Origin of the sequence: Streptomyces coelicoflavus, assembly GCF_003112555.1 — a bacterium.
Taxonomy (GTDB): domain Bacteria; phylum Actinomycetota; class Actinomycetes; order Streptomycetales; family Streptomycetaceae; genus Streptomyces; species Streptomyces coelicoflavus.
The window spans coordinates 23179-37918 of record NZ_BEWB01000020.1 but is presented as its reverse complement, the minus strand read 5'-3'; the positions used below and the strand labels follow the sequence as shown (position 1 = coordinate 37918).

The 14740-nt window shown below is 70.9% G+C and carries 26 protein-coding genes and 1 pseudogene; 4 read left to right on the top strand and 23 right to left on the bottom strand.

The annotated features are described in order from the left end of the window. Positions 1-157 precede the first annotated feature (157 nt). Genes Sco07f_RS36395 through Sco07f_RS36385 form a run of 4 tightly spaced genes read right to left on the bottom strand, consistent with a single transcriptional unit; the run spans position 158 to position 2056 of the window. Positions 158-535, bottom strand: a complete 378-nt coding sequence (locus Sco07f_RS36395) for a hypothetical protein (RefSeq protein ID WP_108990409.1) — start codon at positions 533-535, stop codon at positions 158-160. Then, positions 532-702 (bottom strand): zinc finger domain-containing protein, encoded by a 171-nt coding sequence (locus tag Sco07f_RS39900; RefSeq protein ID WP_159107030.1) that lies wholly within the window; start codon positions 700-702, stop codon positions 532-534. Before Sco07f_RS39900 ends, Sco07f_RS36395 begins: the two co-directional genes overlap by 4 nt. Then, positions 699-1229, bottom strand: a complete 531-nt coding sequence (locus Sco07f_RS36390; RefSeq protein WP_108990408.1) for a zinc finger domain-containing protein — start codon at positions 1227-1229, stop codon at positions 699-701. Before Sco07f_RS36390 ends, Sco07f_RS39900 begins: the two co-directional genes overlap by 4 nt. Further along, positions 1226-2056: a hypothetical protein gene (locus tag Sco07f_RS36385; RefSeq protein WP_108990407.1), complete on the bottom strand. Its 831-nt coding sequence runs from the start codon at positions 2054-2056 to the stop codon at positions 1226-1228. The genes Sco07f_RS36390 and Sco07f_RS36385 overlap by 4 nt, the downstream gene beginning before the upstream one ends. A gap of 165 nt (positions 2057-2221) precedes the next feature. Here Sco07f_RS36385 and Sco07f_RS36380 point away from each other — a divergent pair, with 165 nt between their 5' ends. Continuing rightward, positions 2222-2422 (top strand): hypothetical protein, encoded by a 201-nt coding sequence (locus Sco07f_RS36380; protein ID WP_159107029.1) that lies wholly within the window; start codon positions 2222-2224, stop codon positions 2420-2422. Positions 2423-2490: 68 nt separating this feature from the next. Here the strand turns inward: Sco07f_RS36380 and Sco07f_RS36375 are convergent, their stop codons facing one another. From Sco07f_RS36375 to Sco07f_RS36295, 18 genes are all read right to left on the bottom strand, one after another. Further along, positions 2491-2814, bottom strand: coding sequence for a hypothetical protein (locus Sco07f_RS36375; RefSeq protein ID WP_108990405.1), 324 nt, complete (start codon positions 2812-2814; stop codon positions 2491-2493). Then, entirely contained in the window at positions 2814-3038 is a 225-nt protein-coding gene (locus Sco07f_RS36370) for a helix-turn-helix domain-containing protein (protein WP_108990404.1), read from the bottom strand. Before Sco07f_RS36370 ends, Sco07f_RS36375 begins: the two co-directional genes overlap by 1 nt. Continuing rightward, entirely contained in the window at positions 3035-3280 is a 246-nt protein-coding gene (locus tag Sco07f_RS36365; protein ID WP_108990403.1) for a hypothetical protein, read from the bottom strand. Before Sco07f_RS36365 ends, Sco07f_RS36370 begins: the two co-directional genes overlap by 4 nt. Further along, positions 3277-3726 (bottom strand): hypothetical protein, encoded by a 450-nt coding sequence (locus tag Sco07f_RS36360; RefSeq protein WP_108990402.1) that lies wholly within the window; start codon positions 3724-3726, stop codon positions 3277-3279. The genes Sco07f_RS36365 and Sco07f_RS36360 overlap by 4 nt, the downstream gene beginning before the upstream one ends. Then, positions 3726-5492, bottom strand: a complete 1767-nt coding sequence (locus Sco07f_RS36355) for a DNA cytosine methyltransferase (RefSeq protein ID WP_108990401.1) — start codon at positions 5490-5492, stop codon at positions 3726-3728. Before Sco07f_RS36355 ends, Sco07f_RS36360 begins: the two co-directional genes overlap by 1 nt. Then, complete coding sequence (locus tag Sco07f_RS36350; RefSeq protein WP_244942229.1) at positions 5489-6121, bottom strand: hypothetical protein; 633 nt, start codon at positions 6119-6121, stop codon at positions 5489-5491. Before Sco07f_RS36350 ends, Sco07f_RS36355 begins: the two co-directional genes overlap by 4 nt. Beyond that, on the bottom strand, positions 6118-6387 hold the full coding sequence (locus tag Sco07f_RS36345; protein WP_108990400.1) for a hypothetical protein: 270 nt from the start codon (positions 6385-6387) through the stop codon (positions 6118-6120). Before Sco07f_RS36345 ends, Sco07f_RS36350 begins: the two co-directional genes overlap by 4 nt. Further along, entirely contained in the window at positions 6384-7223 is an 840-nt protein-coding gene (locus tag Sco07f_RS36340) for an exonuclease domain-containing protein (protein ID WP_108990399.1), read from the bottom strand. Before Sco07f_RS36340 ends, Sco07f_RS36345 begins: the two co-directional genes overlap by 4 nt. Beyond that, positions 7220-7999: an ERF family protein gene (locus Sco07f_RS36335; RefSeq protein WP_244942228.1), complete on the bottom strand. Its 780-nt coding sequence runs from the start codon at positions 7997-7999 to the stop codon at positions 7220-7222. The genes Sco07f_RS36340 and Sco07f_RS36335 overlap by 4 nt, the downstream gene beginning before the upstream one ends. Next, entirely contained in the window at positions 7996-9048 is a 1053-nt protein-coding gene (locus Sco07f_RS36330; RefSeq protein WP_244942227.1) for a lambda-exonuclease family protein, read from the bottom strand. The genes Sco07f_RS36335 and Sco07f_RS36330 overlap by 4 nt, the downstream gene beginning before the upstream one ends. After that, positions 9048-9449 (bottom strand): hypothetical protein, encoded by a 402-nt coding sequence (locus tag Sco07f_RS36325; protein ID WP_108990398.1) that lies wholly within the window; start codon positions 9447-9449, stop codon positions 9048-9050. Before Sco07f_RS36325 ends, Sco07f_RS36330 begins: the two co-directional genes overlap by 1 nt. Then, positions 9449-9982 (bottom strand): hypothetical protein, encoded by a 534-nt coding sequence (locus Sco07f_RS36320; RefSeq protein WP_108990397.1) that lies wholly within the window; start codon positions 9980-9982, stop codon positions 9449-9451. Before Sco07f_RS36320 ends, Sco07f_RS36325 begins: the two co-directional genes overlap by 1 nt. Then, entirely contained in the window at positions 9979-10413 is a 435-nt protein-coding gene (locus Sco07f_RS36315; protein ID WP_108990396.1) for a hypothetical protein, read from the bottom strand. Before Sco07f_RS36315 ends, Sco07f_RS36320 begins: the two co-directional genes overlap by 4 nt. Further along, on the bottom strand, positions 10410-10535 hold the full coding sequence (locus tag Sco07f_RS41170; RefSeq protein ID WP_280524579.1) for a hypothetical protein: 126 nt from the start codon (positions 10533-10535) through the stop codon (positions 10410-10412). Before Sco07f_RS41170 ends, Sco07f_RS36315 begins: the two co-directional genes overlap by 4 nt. Continuing rightward, the gene (locus Sco07f_RS36310) at positions 10532-11233 is read right to left on the bottom strand and encodes a hypothetical protein (RefSeq protein WP_159107028.1); all 702 of its coding nucleotides are present in this window, start codon (positions 11231-11233) and stop codon (positions 10532-10534) included. The genes Sco07f_RS41170 and Sco07f_RS36310 overlap by 4 nt, the downstream gene beginning before the upstream one ends. Next, positions 11230-11556, bottom strand: a complete 327-nt coding sequence (locus Sco07f_RS36305; RefSeq protein ID WP_108990394.1) for a hypothetical protein — start codon at positions 11554-11556, stop codon at positions 11230-11232. The genes Sco07f_RS36310 and Sco07f_RS36305 overlap by 4 nt, the downstream gene beginning before the upstream one ends. A 90-nt stretch (positions 11557-11646) precedes the next feature. Continuing rightward, the gene (locus Sco07f_RS36300) at positions 11647-11832 is read right to left on the bottom strand and encodes a hypothetical protein (RefSeq protein WP_108990393.1); all 186 of its coding nucleotides are present in this window, start codon (positions 11830-11832) and stop codon (positions 11647-11649) included. Beyond that, entirely contained in the window at positions 11829-12116 is a 288-nt protein-coding gene (locus Sco07f_RS36295; RefSeq protein ID WP_159107027.1) for a helix-turn-helix domain-containing protein, read from the bottom strand. Before Sco07f_RS36295 ends, Sco07f_RS36300 begins: the two co-directional genes overlap by 4 nt. A 279-nt stretch (positions 12117-12395) precedes the next feature. Here Sco07f_RS36295 and Sco07f_RS36290 point away from each other — a divergent pair, with 279 nt between their 5' ends. The 3 genes and pseudogenes from Sco07f_RS36290 to Sco07f_RS36280 form a co-directional block, all read left to right on the top strand. Then, a complete protein-coding gene (locus Sco07f_RS36290) occupies positions 12396-12797 on the top strand; it encodes a hypothetical protein (RefSeq protein WP_159107026.1) in 402 nt (133 codons plus the stop codon). Positions 12798-13004: 207 nt separating this feature from the next. Beyond that, positions 13005-13298 (top strand): hypothetical protein, encoded by a 294-nt coding sequence (locus tag Sco07f_RS36285; RefSeq protein WP_108990390.1) that lies wholly within the window; start codon positions 13005-13007, stop codon positions 13296-13298. Between the two features lie 28 nt (positions 13299-13326). Then, positions 13327-14040, top strand: a pseudogene (locus tag Sco07f_RS36280) (cytosine permease); the annotation flags it as partial. Here Sco07f_RS36280 and Sco07f_RS36275 read toward each other — a convergent pair. Next, positions 14037-14696, bottom strand: coding sequence for a hypothetical protein (locus Sco07f_RS36275; RefSeq protein ID WP_054101400.1), 660 nt, complete (start codon positions 14694-14696; stop codon positions 14037-14039). The pseudogene Sco07f_RS36280 and the gene Sco07f_RS36275 overlap by 4 nt on opposite strands. Positions 14697-14740: the final 44 nt, after the last annotated feature.

The window sequence follows — 14740 nt, the reverse complement described above, 5'->3', positions numbered from 1 at the left end:
TTCGTGGGTGTGGTGGGTCGTTGGGCGCCTGGGGTGCCGACGGCGTGGCAGAGGGCTTGCCAGTGGGCGTCTTGTTGCTGTCGGGACCAGGGGCACGGTCGGGGCGCGGGAGTCGGTCGGGTCGGGACGGACTCGGCGTCCAGCCGGTCCAGCGGGCTCACAGGGTGCCTCGGAGGGCGGCGAGGAGCTGGTCGTCGGTGCCGTGCTGGAAGACGTCGTTGAAGTCGATGAAGCCGGTGGTCTCTTCGCGTTCGCGTGCGTAGCTCCAGTCGCGGACGCAGAGCCAGATGACGGGCGGCTCCTGCTCGTCCCAGGGCTGTTGTTCGCGCTGGTAGCGGAAGACCATGCGGGTGTGGCCGCAGCCGGCGCAGGGTGCGCGGTGGGCGGTGCCGAGGCGGAGGGCGTTCTGCTGTCGGTCCAGTTCGGCTTGGACGTCGGCCCACGTCTGGCCGCAGCGGTCGCAGTTGCCGGGGTGGAGGATCGAGCCGTTCGGGGGTTGGACGGGGAAGCGGTGCTTGCAGAGGGAGTGCTTCATGCGGTGGCCTCGTTCTCGGTGGGCTGGGTGTTGGTCCAGGTGGTGATGCGGGCGTCGTGGCTGGGGATGGCTATGCGTCGTCCGGTGGGGGTGGTGCAGCGGTTGCCGGGGCTGGCGCCGCACCAGGGGCAGCGGATGGCCCATTCGGGGTGGTCGTGGCTGGTCATGCGCTGGCCTTCGCCTCGTCGATGCGGGAGGGGTGGAAGCCGACGAGGAGGCCGGTCTCCCCGCGGCGGCAGCGGTGGAGGGGCCTGACGCCGCAGTAGGGGCAGGCCACGGACAGCGGTCCGGTCTGTCGGGTCTGGGTGGGGATCTGTCGGCCGACGCCGGCCAGCAGCTCGGCGACGGGGCGGCGCTTCTCTGTGCCGTCCGCGGCGCGGGTGCGTTGCTCTTTGACGGCGGCGAGGTAGGCGTGGACGTCGTCGGGGTCGGCGTCGGGGATGGCGGCGGGGAGGCCGGGGCCTTGGATGTCGGCGGCGGCCTGCTCGCGCTGGCTGATGTAGGCGGTGCGGATTTCGGCGGGGCTGACGAAGGGCTGTCGGCGGGCGACGGTGGCGGCGGCTGCGCGGGCTCCGTCGAGGGGGAGGTCGCCGAGGACGTCGTGCCAGGCGTCGGGGGTGTACTCGTCGAACTTCTGCTGGGGGCAGAGAGCGCGGACGTAGCGGGCGAGGATGACGGTCTCGTCGGGGGTCACTGGGCCTCCTGCTGCATGCGGGTCTTGGCGCGGGTCATGGCGCGGTCGAAGAGGTCGTCGGTGTGCTGCTGTTGGCGGTCGCGGAAGGGGACGACTGCGGCGCCAGGGGTGGAGGTGCGCTCGGACGCGAACTTTGCGGAGCGGCGGATCCACTTCTGCCATTCGTCGGGCCAGGAGCGACGGCGGGTGCCGTCGGCGCGGTAGTGGCTGATGAACTGCTGGGTTTCGTAGTCGACGTCGAGGGTGGGGAAGGTGGCGGCGGCCCAGCGGCGCATGGTGTCGGTGATGCGGAAGTCGGCGTCGTCGAGGGGGAGGCGGCCGTCAGGCCGGGTGCTCTGGGACTGGCCGGTGTTGGTGTTACGGCTGGTGCGCGTCCCCCCTCTCTGCGTTCCTTCTGTTGTCTCTGCGTTAACTGCGTTATGGGGTCCGGAATCCGGACCGGTGGGGGTCCGGTTTTCGGACCGGGGGGGTCCGGATTCTGTACCCCTGGGGGTCCGGTTTTCGGACCGGTCCGATTTCCGGGGGGGTCCGGATTTCGGACCCCCTTCGCGGCGGTGGCCGACGGCTTTCGGGAGGCTGTAGCGGGTCTCGCCGCGGGGGCCGGTGGTGCCTTCGACGACGGCGAGTTCGCCGGAGTCGAGGAGCTTGTCGACGGCGACGACGACGGAGGACCGGGCCGCGTTGCTGCGCTGGACGAGCATGGTCGTGCCGGCGTAGGCCGAGCAGTCCTTGCCTGAGGCCTTGTCGGCGATCGCCAGTAGCACGAGACGGGCGGTGCCTTTGGCCTGGGAGTGGTTCCAGACCCAGTCCTGTGCGTCGAGGCTCAACGGTCCTTCTCTCGGTCGTGCTGGTCAGGGCATGACGGTGAAACCCCCTGTTCAGGGCGGCTTTGCGTCGACCCTCTGATGAGAATACCGTTCGCGCATGACGTTCGCGAGTGCTGACCGCGAACGCGTAGCGCGACCGTGACAATCTGTGTCACCATGACCGCCATGGATGACTTGGACGAGCGGATCGTGGCCGCCACGAAGAAGAGGGTTCGGGCGGAGAACGCCTTCCTCAGCGCCGACTCCGAGCTCCGTGAGCTGCTGCGGCAGGGGCGGGCGGCCGGCAAGGGCCCGTCGCACATGGCGAAGCTGACCGGCTTCACGCGCGAGTGGGTGGCGAAGATCGCCCCGGCACCGAAGTCCTGACACTGCCCTCTCCCTTTTCTTCTCCGGGCCCCGCACCGTGCTGGTGCGGGGCTTCGTCGTGCGGTCGGTCAGCTCAGATCGGGGACCAGGAGCCAACCGGGCTCGGGGTGGTCGGCGTGGCCGAGCTTCACCGCGGCCTCGTGCAGCGCGGCATTCCAGGCGGGAACCTCGTACCGCTGGAAGGACTCCGGCGTGATGACCTTGAAGTCGCCGAGGTCGACCTCGTGGCACTCGGTGGTGAGGAAGGTCTTGTCCCGGTCGTAGTCACCGGCGTGGAGGTAGCCGACCCGGTGTGTCTCCGGTTGACCGGCGAGGGCGGCCTCGATGACGTTGCCGTCGGTGTCCGGGATCTGGAAGCCGTAGGCCAGGTAGCTGGTGTGGTACATCCCCATCAGGCGGCCGCCTTCCGGATGCCGCCGCCGCGGGCCCGCAGTCGCACGCCGGCCTCCAGCAGCAGCGCCCTGGTGGCCCCGTACGAGCGACCGATCTGCTGGCCGATCGAGCGGATGGTGCAGCCCTGGGCGTACAGGTCGGCGGCGGTCTGTGCGGTGGTGGTGCGGGCGGTGCCGCGGAGCTGCTGGCCCGGCTTCGGCGGGGTGGGGGTCTGGTCGTTCACGTGGTGTGTCCGTTCTGGTAGGCGTCGGCTGCTTCGGCGGCCTGTTGGGCGAGGGCGGCCTCGGCGCACGTCTTGTGCGCCGGGGCCTTCTTCGAGTCGCGGAGGTGGGTGTCGAGCCCGCAGTAGCGGCAGGGCCGGGCCTGCTCGTAGTCCCAGTGCGCGGAGTTGTTCCAGTTCAGGAGCTGGCCCGGCCGGTACTCCGGTTCCGGCGGTGGGGCGCGTCGGCGCCGGCTGCCGCTCACGCAGCGGCCCCGAAGATCTGCTCGTACAGGGCGTCGGACTGCCGCATCGGCTCGTCGGTGGTGCAGGCCGGCCGGATGCAGCGGGGCACGTCGCAGTCGGGCAGGACCCGGCCGACCGGCGGGCGCCCGTGCTCGATCTCGAAGGCGATACGGCGGGCGGACCAGTCGATGCTGCGGTACTTGAGGACGGGGAACGTCCCGGCGCGGTGGTAGCCGGTCCACACGAGGTGCTCCCCGTCCGGGCCCGCGGGCCGGGTGTGGGCGGCCCATGCCTGTTCCCGAGTGAGGGTGGTGCCGCGGGCGGCTTCGGGCAGGCCGAGTTCGCGGCGGATCCGGCCGACGCGCTTGGGGTTGGTGTGGAGGGTGCGGCCGATGGCGCGGTCGGAGAGGCCTTCGCGGAGGAGGGGGATGATGTCGGCGCGGGGGACGCCTGCGGGTCCGGGCATCAGGCCGCCACCTCCGCCCGGTGGAGGCTGGCCCGGAGTCGCTCGCCGATCCACTCCCCGACCTGCGGGGAGACGGCGTTGCCGAACCCGTCGACCTGGTTGCGGGCGGTGCCCCAGACCTTGAAGGTGCCGCGGTAGTCGCCGAAGTTGACGTCGAAGCCGCAGCCTCGGCCGATCTCGTACTCCCGCATCATGCGGAAGTAGCAGTCCTCGAGCGGGAGGTCGGCGAGGGCGGCCCGCCACTGCGCGGTGAGGAGCGCGGTGGTGTCGGTGGCGGTGACCGTCCCGAGTGCGTCGGTCACGGGGTGCGGGGCGGTCTTGCCGTTCTCCTTGTACCAGCCGGCGGCCGTGAGCAGGCCCGGGATCTGGTCCGAGGTGAAGGCGGGCATCGCCTCGGCGTGCATCGTGGGCACGGTGTGCTTGCGGTACGGGACGACGCCGGACGAGACGACGGCGAGGGTCTCCGATCCGACCTGGGTGGGCAGCGGCTCGTGGCCACTGCGCGGGGCGCCCTGGTAGTTGTCCACGGCCAGCGCCACGGGCGGAGTGATGAGCCCCGTGGTGTTCGTGGCGGTCTGCGCCCACAGCGGCTGGTCGAAGCCGCGACTACGGCAGTCGGACCCGGGCCGCTCGAAGGTGTTCCCCGCGGCCGCCATGAGCGCGCCGGTCGACAGGATCGACGTCTCCTGCTGGCTGGTCTGCGTCGCCAGCGGCTGCCACGGGTGCTTCTCGATCCCGTGCACACCCTTCGCGGGCATGAACACGGCGGGGAAGTCCGCGAACCGCTGACGGCACCGCTCAGCCCGGGCCATCGTGGAGCGGGCCAGCGGACCGACGAACCCGTCCTTGAACGTCTTGACCGGCTTGTCGCCGATCCGGACTCCGAGGTCGGTCAGGTCCAGCGCCGCCAGCGACGGCGTCATCGGCGGCACGACCTCGCGGCGGCACGAGGGGCAGCGGTAGTCGTACTGCTTGCCGTACTCCACCAGCCCGGACGCCGGGACGCCGGTGCGCCAGGTCCACACTGCTTCGACGTCCTTGTCGCAGCGGTGGCAGCGGGAGACCGGCCGGTGCTCCAGGTCCGGGGCGGGCAGGGACTTCTTCCAGAACGCCCAGTAGCCGCGGTTCCGGGACTGTGGCACTCCGAAGAACTGCGAGTTCAGGAACATGACCTTGTGGTCGTAGCCGAGCAGGTCGAACTGCTTGAGCCACCACCGGTAGGTGCTGCCGTCGCCGATTTTCGGGCGGCCGGGGATGGCCGGGCCCCACGACTGGAGGCCGGTCGTGCACTCGATGAGGATCAGCCACGGGTGGTGCTTGGCTGCGTAGTGCAGGACGCAGTTGGCGGTGGCGCGGTCGCGTTCGGAGCGGGTGACGCGGGCCTCGTAGTCGGGGTCCTCCAGGTCGAAGAGCGTCCCGCCCTGCTCGTACGCCTTGATGGTGTTGGCCTGGCTGTGGTTGACGCAGCTCACGCCGGCGGCGAGGAGGTCGGCCCGGGGGAGGTCGCGGGCGGAGTGGTAGTCCGCGGCCTCGGGGTTGACCAGGTCGGCGATCCAGTGTTCGGCGTCGGGGTGGTTGGCCTCGTGGACCTGGACCTTGTAGGGGTTGTGGTTCGCGGCCATGATCGTGGTGAATCCGGCGCGGCGGATGCCTTCGGTGAGGCCGCCGAAGCCGCTGAAGAGGTCGACGGCGGTGTACTCGTCGTGGCGGAAGCGGCGGTGCCGGGTGGCCGGTCGGTGGGTGGCGGTGCGGGCCTTCGTCTTCATCGGGCCACCGCCGGGATGTTCAGCGGCCACGTCACTCCGTCCAGCGCCCGCCGGTGCGTGTCCGGAAGGACGGTCAGCGGGTAGCCGAGCCAGTGCAGGCCCATCGCGGCGAGGATCGTGGCGTCGGCCTGGTCGTAGCGTCCGCGGCCTTCGCAGGGCACGCCGTAGCGCTCAACGACGGCGTCGCGGACCATGCCCTTCGCGATCGTCTTCCGCTTGTTCGCGGGGTGGTCCTTGGCAGGGTTGGCGCGTCCGCAGGCGTAGATGATGCGGTGCTGCGGCGGGCAGATCGCGATCGGGATGTTGCGGCGCCACAGGTCGTGGCGGATGAGGCCCCGAAGATAGGTCATCTCTTCGACGCCGGGCCGGTAGCCGACGGACATGGCGACGCCCTCGATGACGACGAGGCTGGTGTCGTCGGGCACGCGGTCGCGGATGGCCCGGCGGTGGAACTCCAGGCGGTCGTGTCCGGTACGGGGGCCGGGGATGAGGGCGTCGGCGGTGGTGCCGTCGCTGATGCCGGTGGAGGTGAGGGAGAGATCGAGGCCGTAGACGGTGGGGATGGTGAGGGGCCGGGGCCCGGCCGCCGCGGGGGCGGCCGGAGCCTCGACGGTGAACAGCGTGGTCACTGGGCAGCCTCCACGGGGTCGTTGTGGCATTCGGTGCAGCGGACGCCGCCGAGGCGGAGGCGGAGCTGCAACGTGGGCCGGTCCTCGGCCGGGCAGTACGCCTCGAAGGCGTCGAGGGCCTCGGCGGGGCGCAGCAGCTCCGTGTCGGCGGGCGGGCGAGGCGCGCGGTGCCGGCCGGTCGGGGTCGGCCAGCCGCGGGCCATGACGACGGCGCCGACTCCGACGGTGGTGACGGCCGCGCCGAGGGCGGCGGCGAACTGGCTCACGACGCGTCACCCGCCTCACGCTGCGCCGGGACCGGCCGCAGCGGCCACTCGGTCGGGATCACGGCCTTCGGGTCGTGCTTCTCGCCAGCCTTCGCCGGGTTCCGCAGCCACGCCTGGTAGCGCTCGGCGTCCTCCCGGTACCAGCCGATCTGACGCTCGTGCAGCTCCTCGACCGTCACGTCGCGTAGGGAGTTGAAGCGGTTCGGTCGCAGGGCCAGCACCCAGTCCGGGCGGTCCCGGTAAGGGGTGTGCGCGATGGCGCCCATCCGGTACGCGGCTCGGGCCGACTGCAGCGCGTCGTACTCGGCGCCGTGCGCCTGGTCCTCGTCCCACGGCAGGCCGTACGTCTCGGCGGTCGTCCGCATCTGGTACGGGCCCTGTGTGTCGCTGACCCGCTTCCGGAACGGTGCGGCCTGCCGGTCGAGGACCATCGTGTCGATGACCCGGGTCAGCGGCTGCCGCAGGATGCCTTCGAGGCTGTCGCCGAGGTGGCGGAGGCACTCGCGGTCGAGGAGGTTGAGGTCGTAGCCGCCGATGTTGTGGCCGACCAGCGGGACGCCGGCGGCGACTTCCTCGGTGATGGCCTTGGCGATTTCGGCGACGCCTTGCTCCGGCGGCATGCCGTGCTCGGCGGCGTACTCGTCGGTGATGCCGTGCACCGCGATCGCTCCGGGCTCCATGGGGATGCCCGGGTTGAGGAGCCAGGTGCGGGTGTCGGTGGGGATGCCGCCGTTGACGAGGATCAGGGCGCAGGTGACGATGCGGGCGGTGTCGGCGTCCTTGTCGCTGGACTCGAAGTCGAGGGCGGCCATGCGCTGGAGGTGCCAGGGGATCATTCGGCACCCCCGCCAGCGCGCTCCTTGCCGATGCGGACGACCATGTCGCCGATCCGCTCCTCGACGCCGACCTCGTTGGTGATCAGCGCGCCGAGCAAGTTGCCCTGCTTCAGCTCGAAGTGGACCTGGCGGAGCCGTCCGGCGCTGGTGTTGGGGTCGCAGATCTCGTCGAGGTACGACACTGCCGAGCGAACGGACGCCTCGCCCCGGTCGATGGTGCTGCTGCCCGGGTCGGGGTCGCCGGTCGGCACCAGGCCGCCGTTGAGGAGGAGGACGCGGAGGGCGACACTCTGCGCCTTGGCGGTGCCCTTGTCGCCGGAGTCGAGGGCCTCGCCCTGGGACTGGGCGACGAGCACGTCTCCGCGCGGGCCGATGATGTGCCACGTGATCGTGACGGTGCACTCGCGGGTGGCCTTGCCCTTGGCGGTCTTGGTGTCGCGGTAGGTGGCGTCCACCTGGTGGGGGATGACGTTGACGCCATGCCGCATGGTGACGGGCGCGAAGGCCTGCACGGTGGCGTCGACTCCGCGAAAGTTGTAGCGGGAGTAGCCGTCGTTGTACTCCTCGCCCTTGGCGATGCCGCGGATGTCCTTGCGGACGCGGAGCCAGGCGAGGTGGACGGGGATCATCTCGGGGTCGTCTTCGCCGGGCTCGTAGTCGACCATCGGTGCGGCCGTGGGTGCGTAGTCCTCGGCGGGTGGCGTGTCTTCGGCCGGGCCCGCGGTGGTGTCGGTGCGGCCGGCGGCTGCGGCGGCCCGCTCGGTGATCGTGGTCATGCGGCGTGCTCCTCACGGACAGAGCGGGGAATGTTCAGCTGGTAGTGGGTGCGGTCCTCGACGCAGTCCGCGTAGGCGTCCGGCCAGCGCTCGGCCAGCCGGGACAGATCGGCGGCGCGCTTGGTGCGCTCGTCGAGCGAGACGTGCACCCGGTCCAGGACCGTGGCGGCCTCGGCCCCGGCGAGCCCGGCGAGGATCCGGGCCTTCGCCGCCTTCTTCCGCTTCTCGGCGGCCACGACGTCCTGGTGCGCGTCGAGGTACTCGTCGACGGCCTCCTGCGTATCCACGTCGCGGGTGATGTCCACGACCCCGGCGCGCTCCGGGTGGAGGCGGCCGTACAGGTCGAGGAGGACGTCCGGGTCGGCGTCGTGGGCGAGGACCGGCGGGCGGCGGTCGGTGATCTGCTGCCAGGCCAGTTCCCCGGCGGCCCGCAGGTCGGCGACGAGTTGGGCGTGGTCGGCGACGCGGATGACGTACTGCCGGTAGTCGTTGCCGCCGATCAGCACGGCGGCGTGGATGTGGTCGAAGCCGCACACGTCGGCCTGCCACAGCGTCTGGACGAGGACGTCGTCCGCGACACCGGCCCGGAACTGGGAGGCCTTCATCTTGTCGCGGCACTTGATCTCGACCGCGCACTTCTCGGCGCCATCGGCGAGCGGGCACTCCAGGACGCGGCGGTCGAGGGTGCACATCTGCCACGGGCGGTCGGTGTTCTGGACGAGGCCGACGCGGCGGACGACCGACCGGTTGCGGCGGGCCCACTCGCGGGCGACGGTCTCCTCGAACGCACGCCCCCACAGGGCGGGTTCGCTGTCGTCGGACTCCAGGGGCAGCCCGCCAGTCTTGTCGTGGTAGACGGAGAGGGCGTTGCCGTAGCGGCTGATGCCGAGGACGGCAGCGATGTCGGAGGAGCCGAGGCCGGAGCGGCGGCCGGTGAGCCAGTCGGCGCGGTCGGCGTCGGCGGGGAGGATGAGGCGGCCGGTGGGGGTGACCCTGCGGCCGGCGGCCGGGGCGGTGGTGGCCGCCCCGGCCTGCGCGGTCGTGCTCATCAGGCCTCGTCCTCCCAGCCGCGGGCGACGTCCAGCGCCCGCTCCAGCGCGGAGGCCAGCGGGAGGCGCTGCGCGGACGGCAGCGTGACCGAGGTGGGCACGCCCTTCTGCCACACGGCGACGGTCACGCCGAGCGCGTCGACGGTGACCTCGGTGCCCCAGCCGGAGCACAGATCCGACCAGGACACGCCCTCGCGGAGGGCCGTCACGAGCTTGGCGACCTCGGGGGTCTTCACCCACTCCTCGACGTCGTCGCTGACGCGGACGATGACGTCGGCCTCGTCCTTGTCGGCGCGGAAGCCGGCGGGGACGACGGTCAGGGTGCCGTCGGGGGTGGTGTAGCCCCACGGCTTGGGGTCGAGTTCGGCCAGGACGATGCCGAGTGCGGTGCGGAAGTCCATCAGGATTCCCCCTTGTTGGTCAGGCTGGTGGTGAAGAACCGGCAGCCGCTGGCGTCGTGCTGGTGGATGTGGCCGCGGTCGCGGAGGGCGGCGAGGTCTTGGCGGGCGTCGCGGACGCCGAGCCCCTCGTAGCCGTGCAGGGCGTACCAGCGGAGGACGCGGCCGGACTTCCAGTGGCCGCCCTGGGTGGCCATGGCGTACAGCAGCTGCGCGCGGCGCGCGGTGTCCGCTGCGATCTCGGGGTCCGGTGCGTCGGCGGCCGGGGTGTCGTCGCGGGTGGTGGCCGCGCGGGTGGCGGCCTTCCGGGCGGCGGACGCCTCCAGTTCGAGGAAGTGGCGGACGGTCGTCTTGGTGACGAGGCGGGACGTGCCGACGGCCATGCGCTGGTTGGCCTTCGCGGCCAGCTCGGTGAGCACCTCGGCGCGGACGTGCGCGTCGTGCTCAGCGAGGAACGCTCGGGCGTCGTCCTCGTACATGGACCCGGCCTCGCGGATGCACTGCACGATGTACTCGGTCTGGTCGGCGGCCCTCATGCGGCGGCACCGCCTTCGCGGCGCTGAGCCGGAAGCGACACCGGAGCCTGCTGCCCACGGCACTCCCACAGCAACGACGCCAGCCGCTCCACCTGCCCGTCGTAGACCCGCACCTCGTGCGCGCCCACCGCCTCCAGGAGCACGGCCACCCGCTCGTCCAGCTCATGCCGGGCGTGCGAGTCCCGCCCGCCGGCCGCACCGGCCAGGTCCCAGATCTCCTCCAGCATGGAGGCCAGCGATCCGGGGTCCTCGGCGTGCATCTCGGCGAGGTCCAGGACAGCGGGGCGCAGGGCGTCGGTGAGGCCGAGGGCGGCGCCGCCTGCGATGCGGGTCACCTGGATGCCGGTGGCGCCGACGCGGATGGTGCCGAGGTTGTGGCGGCGGATGGTGGCGATGAATCGGGCGAGGCGCCCGGCGCGGATGAGCTTCACGACCGGCCTCCGTGGTGGCGGTGGATCAGGCGGGACAGGAGGGAGGGGAGGTCGCTCGCGCAGTAGCCGAAGAACACGGCCCAGGCGATCGCGAACCACATGAGGGCTTCGAGGAAGGTCACGACCCGTCACCCGCCCCGGCGTTCGGGCCCGGCGCGGTGTTGTGCGCGTGCTGCGCCTCACCGATCACCCGCCACCGGCCGATCGCGTCCTCCACCGCGGCGAGCGTGGTGAGGTCGTCGTCTCCGGACGCGGCGTCGGCCAGGTCGGCGAGGAAGCCTTCGAGGTCGTCGGCGTCCATGTGCTTCGCCCACGGCAGCACGGGCGGGTAGCCACCTCCGGTCGGCGCGTCCTCCAGCTCGGCAATCCGGTCCCGGTCCACGCGCAGCTGCTCGGCCGCGTCGGACAGGGCTGCGTTCGTCGTGTGCCGCTCGGCTTCCAGGGCGGCGACCTGGGCCCGCAGCGCGGCCACATCCGGCTCGCCCTCGTCGACCGTCGCGAACACCTTGAAGCCCTGACCCTCCAGAGCGTTCTGAGCCAGCTCAGCAGCCCACTCCGCGTCGGCACGGTCGTCCGCGTTCCACACATTCACCACGACGCGGAAGCCATCGGACGGCTTCGGCTCCGGGCCCGCCGGCATCGGCAGCACATCCGCCGACCCCGCGATCCCCCGCGCCGCCAGCTCGTCCAGCGTCGCCATCACGAAAGTGGGGCACTGGCAGACGTCGGCCAGCGCGTACAGGGCGATCCCGCCCTCCGTCACCGTCCGCCGCGTCCAGCACGCGCCGTCACGGGTGTTGACCACCAGAGGGGCACTCATGCCGCCACCGCCGAAACAGCCGCAGCCGCGCACGACGCCCACACGTTCACCTGCACGTCCCGCCACTTCGCGAAGATGTGGAACGTCGCGTGCGTCTCGCCCTCGTACGCCACCGGCGTCTCGTGCAACACCGCACCCAGCACGTCCGCGTACGCCGCCATGGCCGGCCGGACGTCGAAGTCCGCGTTGTAGGCGACGGTGCCCGAGAGGAGACCGTCGCGGTCGATGCGCCACGTCGCGGGCGCCAGTTCGGGGTGCTCGCTGATGAGCTGCACCAGCGCGGTCGAGGGACCGAGCTGGGGGATCTGAGATGATGCGGCCACGGGGGCCTCACTTTCTGGATGGTGATGGTCGCCGAGTCGTTGGGCTGCTCAGGCCGGCACAGTCGGAGCGGCCCTTCGGCGTTGATGGGGTCAGGCGGCCTTCGCCGCCGACGTCGCCCTCCGCGAAGCGCGGGACGAGGCGAAGACCGCACGCAACTGCTCGCGCAGCTCCGGCCGGAAGGAGGGAGCGGCAGCGACCTGGCGGTCGATGTGCTCCATGTCCTCCTGGCTGAAGGACGCCTGCGCGTCAGCGAGGGAGAACGGCTGGCCGCTCATGCCGTCAGCGCCTTCTGCCGCACCACGGCCAGCCGGAACACCGGCGTGCACAGGACGAGCAGTTCGACACCGATCGCGTGGCAGATGGCTTCAGCCGTCGAGGCGAAGACCTGCTCGGTCTCGCCGCTGAGGATGTTCCCGACCGTCCCGTGGGCGAGGCCGGCCGCTTCCGCGAGGCCTCGTCCGGTCATCTCGGAGCCGGTCTTGGTGCGCCGCATCAGGCGCTTCAGCAGGTCGCGGTCCACTTCGAAGAGTGGCTCTTGCTTCTGGGCTGGTGTGCTCAACGTCCACCTCATGCAATGGATCGCCTAGCGGTGTTGCACCGCTTGGATAGATAGAGCATTGCACGCGGCGGACGATGTGTCCATTGCCTTGGACGGTTGGGTTGTGATTTCGCCAAAGGCACTGAGTGCACTAGCGCCGAGCGTCCATTTGCGTGGACACTCTGTCCGGCGCACTGACTGTCGGGCCATGCGCCACCAGCGGGAATCTGCCTCACGCCCCACTGGTCCCATGGACACCCCACGGCCCATGACGCGACTCGGAGTGGCAGGATGAGCCTCATGACGGCGCACGATCAGACGGCGGCGAACCAGCGGACGCAGTTCCGCGACATCGTCAGCGAGAGGAAAGAAGCTCTCGGCCTCGGCTATCAGAGGCTCGCTGCGCGCTGCGTCGACCCGGAATCAGGCGAGCAGGTCGTGAAGTCCTCCTGGCTGCACCGGCTGGTCACCGGCGAGCCCGTCGAGCCGCCCAGCTACGAGATGCTCCGCGGAATGGAGGCCGGCCTCGGCGTAGACGTGGGCGTCCTGCAGGACGCGGCGTCCGCTCAGTTCTTCGGCACGGAGAAGGTGTTCTCGGAGTCGGCGGAGGCGCAGGCTTTCCTCGAGGACGCCGACCGGCTGACCGCGCAGCAGCGTGAGGCAATCCGGGCGCTGATGCGTTCACTGACCGAGGGTCAGTAATCGGGCAATCCCCCTGAATCCCCGGCAGGATCATTGGCCACGACGGCTACCGAGTGTGATTGTTCCTGTCCGGGTGTAGTCGGAAGATGTTCAAGGTGGCAGCATTGCTGATCCGCCTGGGAAGCGTGGTGTTGCGATAGCCTGCCGGAACGATTTTCGTTCGAACGGGCTATCGAATTTGTGATGTGGCGCGTAGGTGGGGGTTCCATGCCGGAAGACTGCTCGACCGCGACTGTCCGTAAGGCCGTCCGGGCGCAGATCTGTTTCAGTGACGAACTGCCCCTGGGGGCGCGGGGATTCGAGCTTCCGCCAGGGCGCATGATGATGGAGGTCGAGCTCGACGACGTCACGCTGATCATCGTCCGGCCGGGCAGCATGGATCGGCAGCTCTACGACGAGTGGAACAGGTACCTGGACCGCGTCACGAGTCAGGGCAACTGGTCTCGAGATCCCTCCCGCACTGGTCTACTGCGCGTGCTCAAGAGCATGGCCGGTCGCTGACCTGCGAGGCTTGGGGAGGCTTTCATCAGCGTTCGGCCTGCCGACGACGATGACGCTCTTCGCCTTCCTCTCCGTGATGGTCACCTCCGGCTCGCAGGCCGTCTACGGCGAACCGATCTGGGACCCGGTCCAGCTCGCCGCGAAGACCGACAACGTGGTCGGTCTGCTCTTCGCCCTGGTGACCGTGCTGGTGGCGACCCTGTCCGTCAACATCGCCGCCAACCTGGTCTCCCCGGCCTTCGACTTCTCCAACGTCGCGCCGCGCAAGGTCAGTTTCCGGGCGGGCGCGCTCATCACGTCCGTCCTCGCCGTACTGATCTTCCCGTGGAAGCTGTACTCCGACCCGCAGGGCTACATCTTCACCTGGCTCGGCCTGGTCGGCGGGCTGCTCGGCACGGTGGCCGGAATCCTCATCGCCGACTACTGGATCCTGCGCCGCGCCCGGCTGCACCTCGTCGACCTGTACTGCCGGGGCGGCCGCTACTGGTACGGCGGAGGCTGGAACTGGCGTGCGGTCCTCGCGTTCGCCGTCGGCGGCGTCCTGGCCATCGGCGGCGCGGACTTCCACCCGCTGGTCGACGGCCGCCCCGTACCGTTCCTCGAACCGCTGGCCGACTACGGCTGGGCGGTGGGTCTGGGCACGTCCCTGATCCTCTACCTGGCCCTGATGCTGCTGCCCGCCACCCGGCCCGGTGCCGAGGCGGCCGGAGCGGATCCGGCTCGCTCCGGAGGCATCCCCTAGCCGTCCTGCAAGGCGGCCACGGCCTCCTTGGCCGCCTTGATGGCCCCCTTGTTGATCTCGGTCGTAGCGGGGGCCTTCTTCGACTCGAAGTCGCTGCCGTTGTACGTGATCACCACCAGGGCGTTGGCGGCGCGGACCAGCACGGTGCCCTCGCGGGTCTGCTGCTTGTCCTCGGTGGTGAGGTTCACGACGGAGTAGGCGCTGTCGCCGAGACCCGGGACGTCACCGCCGCCGCTGCGGTCGGCGACGCGCTCCTTGTACGACTTCTGCGCCGCCTCGTCCGTCTCCATCACCTCGAAGGAGACGTCGAGCCAGCGGTAGTCGTATCCCTTGAGGGCGTTCCAGGAACAGGTGCGGCGCACCTTGGTGTCCGTGGACGGGATCTCCTTGCCGTCCGCCTTCGCGCCCGGCACCAGAGAGGTGACCGTCTTCCCGGCCAGCGCCTCGCAGGGCGCCGGGGCGGCGGCGTACGTCTTCGTCGCCGCCTCGGTCGCCGGGGCGGACGCCGATCTGCTGGTGGTGTCGGGCGCCGGCGTCCTGTCCTTCGCGGCCGGTGAGGTGTCCGGCCCGGACGACATTGCCCAGCCCGCCGTGGCGAGCACGGCGACCGGCGCCAGACGGGCGGTCAGGGCGAGCGGCAGAGGAAGAGAACGCAAGGCGCACTTCTCGTGGGGGATGGTGCGGAGGGGGTCCGCACGGC

Excerpts from the sequence above, each read along its gene's own strand:
- Sco07f_RS36395 (WP_108990409.1), bottom strand. The coding sequence starts at position 535 with ATGAAGCACTCCCTCTGCAAGCACCGCTTCCCCGTCCAACCCCCGAAC.
- Sco07f_RS39900 (WP_159107030.1), bottom strand. The coding sequence starts at position 702 with ATGACCAGCCACGACCACCCCGAATGGGCCATCCGCTGCCCCTGGTGC.
- Sco07f_RS36380 (WP_159107029.1), top strand. The coding sequence starts at position 2,222 with ATGGATGACTTGGACGAGCGGATCGTGGCCGCCACGAAGAAGAGGGTT.
- Sco07f_RS36375 (WP_108990405.1), bottom strand. The coding sequence starts at position 2,814 with ATGGGGATGTACCACACCAGCTACCTGGCCTACGGCTTCCAGATCCCG.
- Sco07f_RS36360 (WP_108990402.1), bottom strand. The coding sequence starts at position 3,726 with ATGCCCGGACCCGCAGGCGTCCCCCGCGCCGACATCATCCCCCTCCTC.
- Sco07f_RS36355 (WP_108990401.1), bottom strand. The coding sequence starts at position 5,492 with ATGAAGACGAAGGCCCGCACCGCCACCCACCGACCGGCCACCCGGCAC.
- Sco07f_RS36340 (WP_108990399.1), bottom strand. The coding sequence starts at position 7,223 with ATGATCCCCTGGCACCTCCAGCGCATGGCCGCCCTCGACTTCGAGTCC.
- Sco07f_RS36335 (WP_244942228.1), bottom strand. The coding sequence starts at position 7,999 with ATGACCACGATCACCGAGCGGGCCGCCGCAGCCGCCGGCCGCACCGAC.
- Sco07f_RS36330 (WP_244942227.1), bottom strand. The coding sequence starts at position 9,048 with ATGAGCACGACCGCGCAGGCCGGGGCGGCCACCACCGCCCCGGCCGCC.
- Sco07f_RS36325 (WP_108990398.1), bottom strand. The coding sequence starts at position 9,449 with ATGGACTTCCGCACCGCACTCGGCATCGTCCTGGCCGAACTCGACCCC.
- Sco07f_RS36320 (WP_108990397.1), bottom strand. The coding sequence starts at position 9,982 with ATGAGGGCCGCCGACCAGACCGAGTACATCGTGCAGTGCATCCGCGAG.
- Sco07f_RS36310 (WP_159107028.1), bottom strand. The coding sequence starts at position 11,233 with ATGAGTGCCCCTCTGGTGGTCAACACCCGTGACGGCGCGTGCTGGACG.
- Sco07f_RS36300 (WP_108990393.1), bottom strand. The coding sequence starts at position 11,832 with ATGAGCGGCCAGCCGTTCTCCCTCGCTGACGCGCAGGCGTCCTTCAGC.
- Sco07f_RS36290 (WP_159107026.1), top strand. The coding sequence starts at position 12,396 with ATGACGGCGCACGATCAGACGGCGGCGAACCAGCGGACGCAGTTCCGC.
- Sco07f_RS36285 (WP_108990390.1), top strand. The coding sequence starts at position 13,005 with ATGCCGGAAGACTGCTCGACCGCGACTGTCCGTAAGGCCGTCCGGGCG.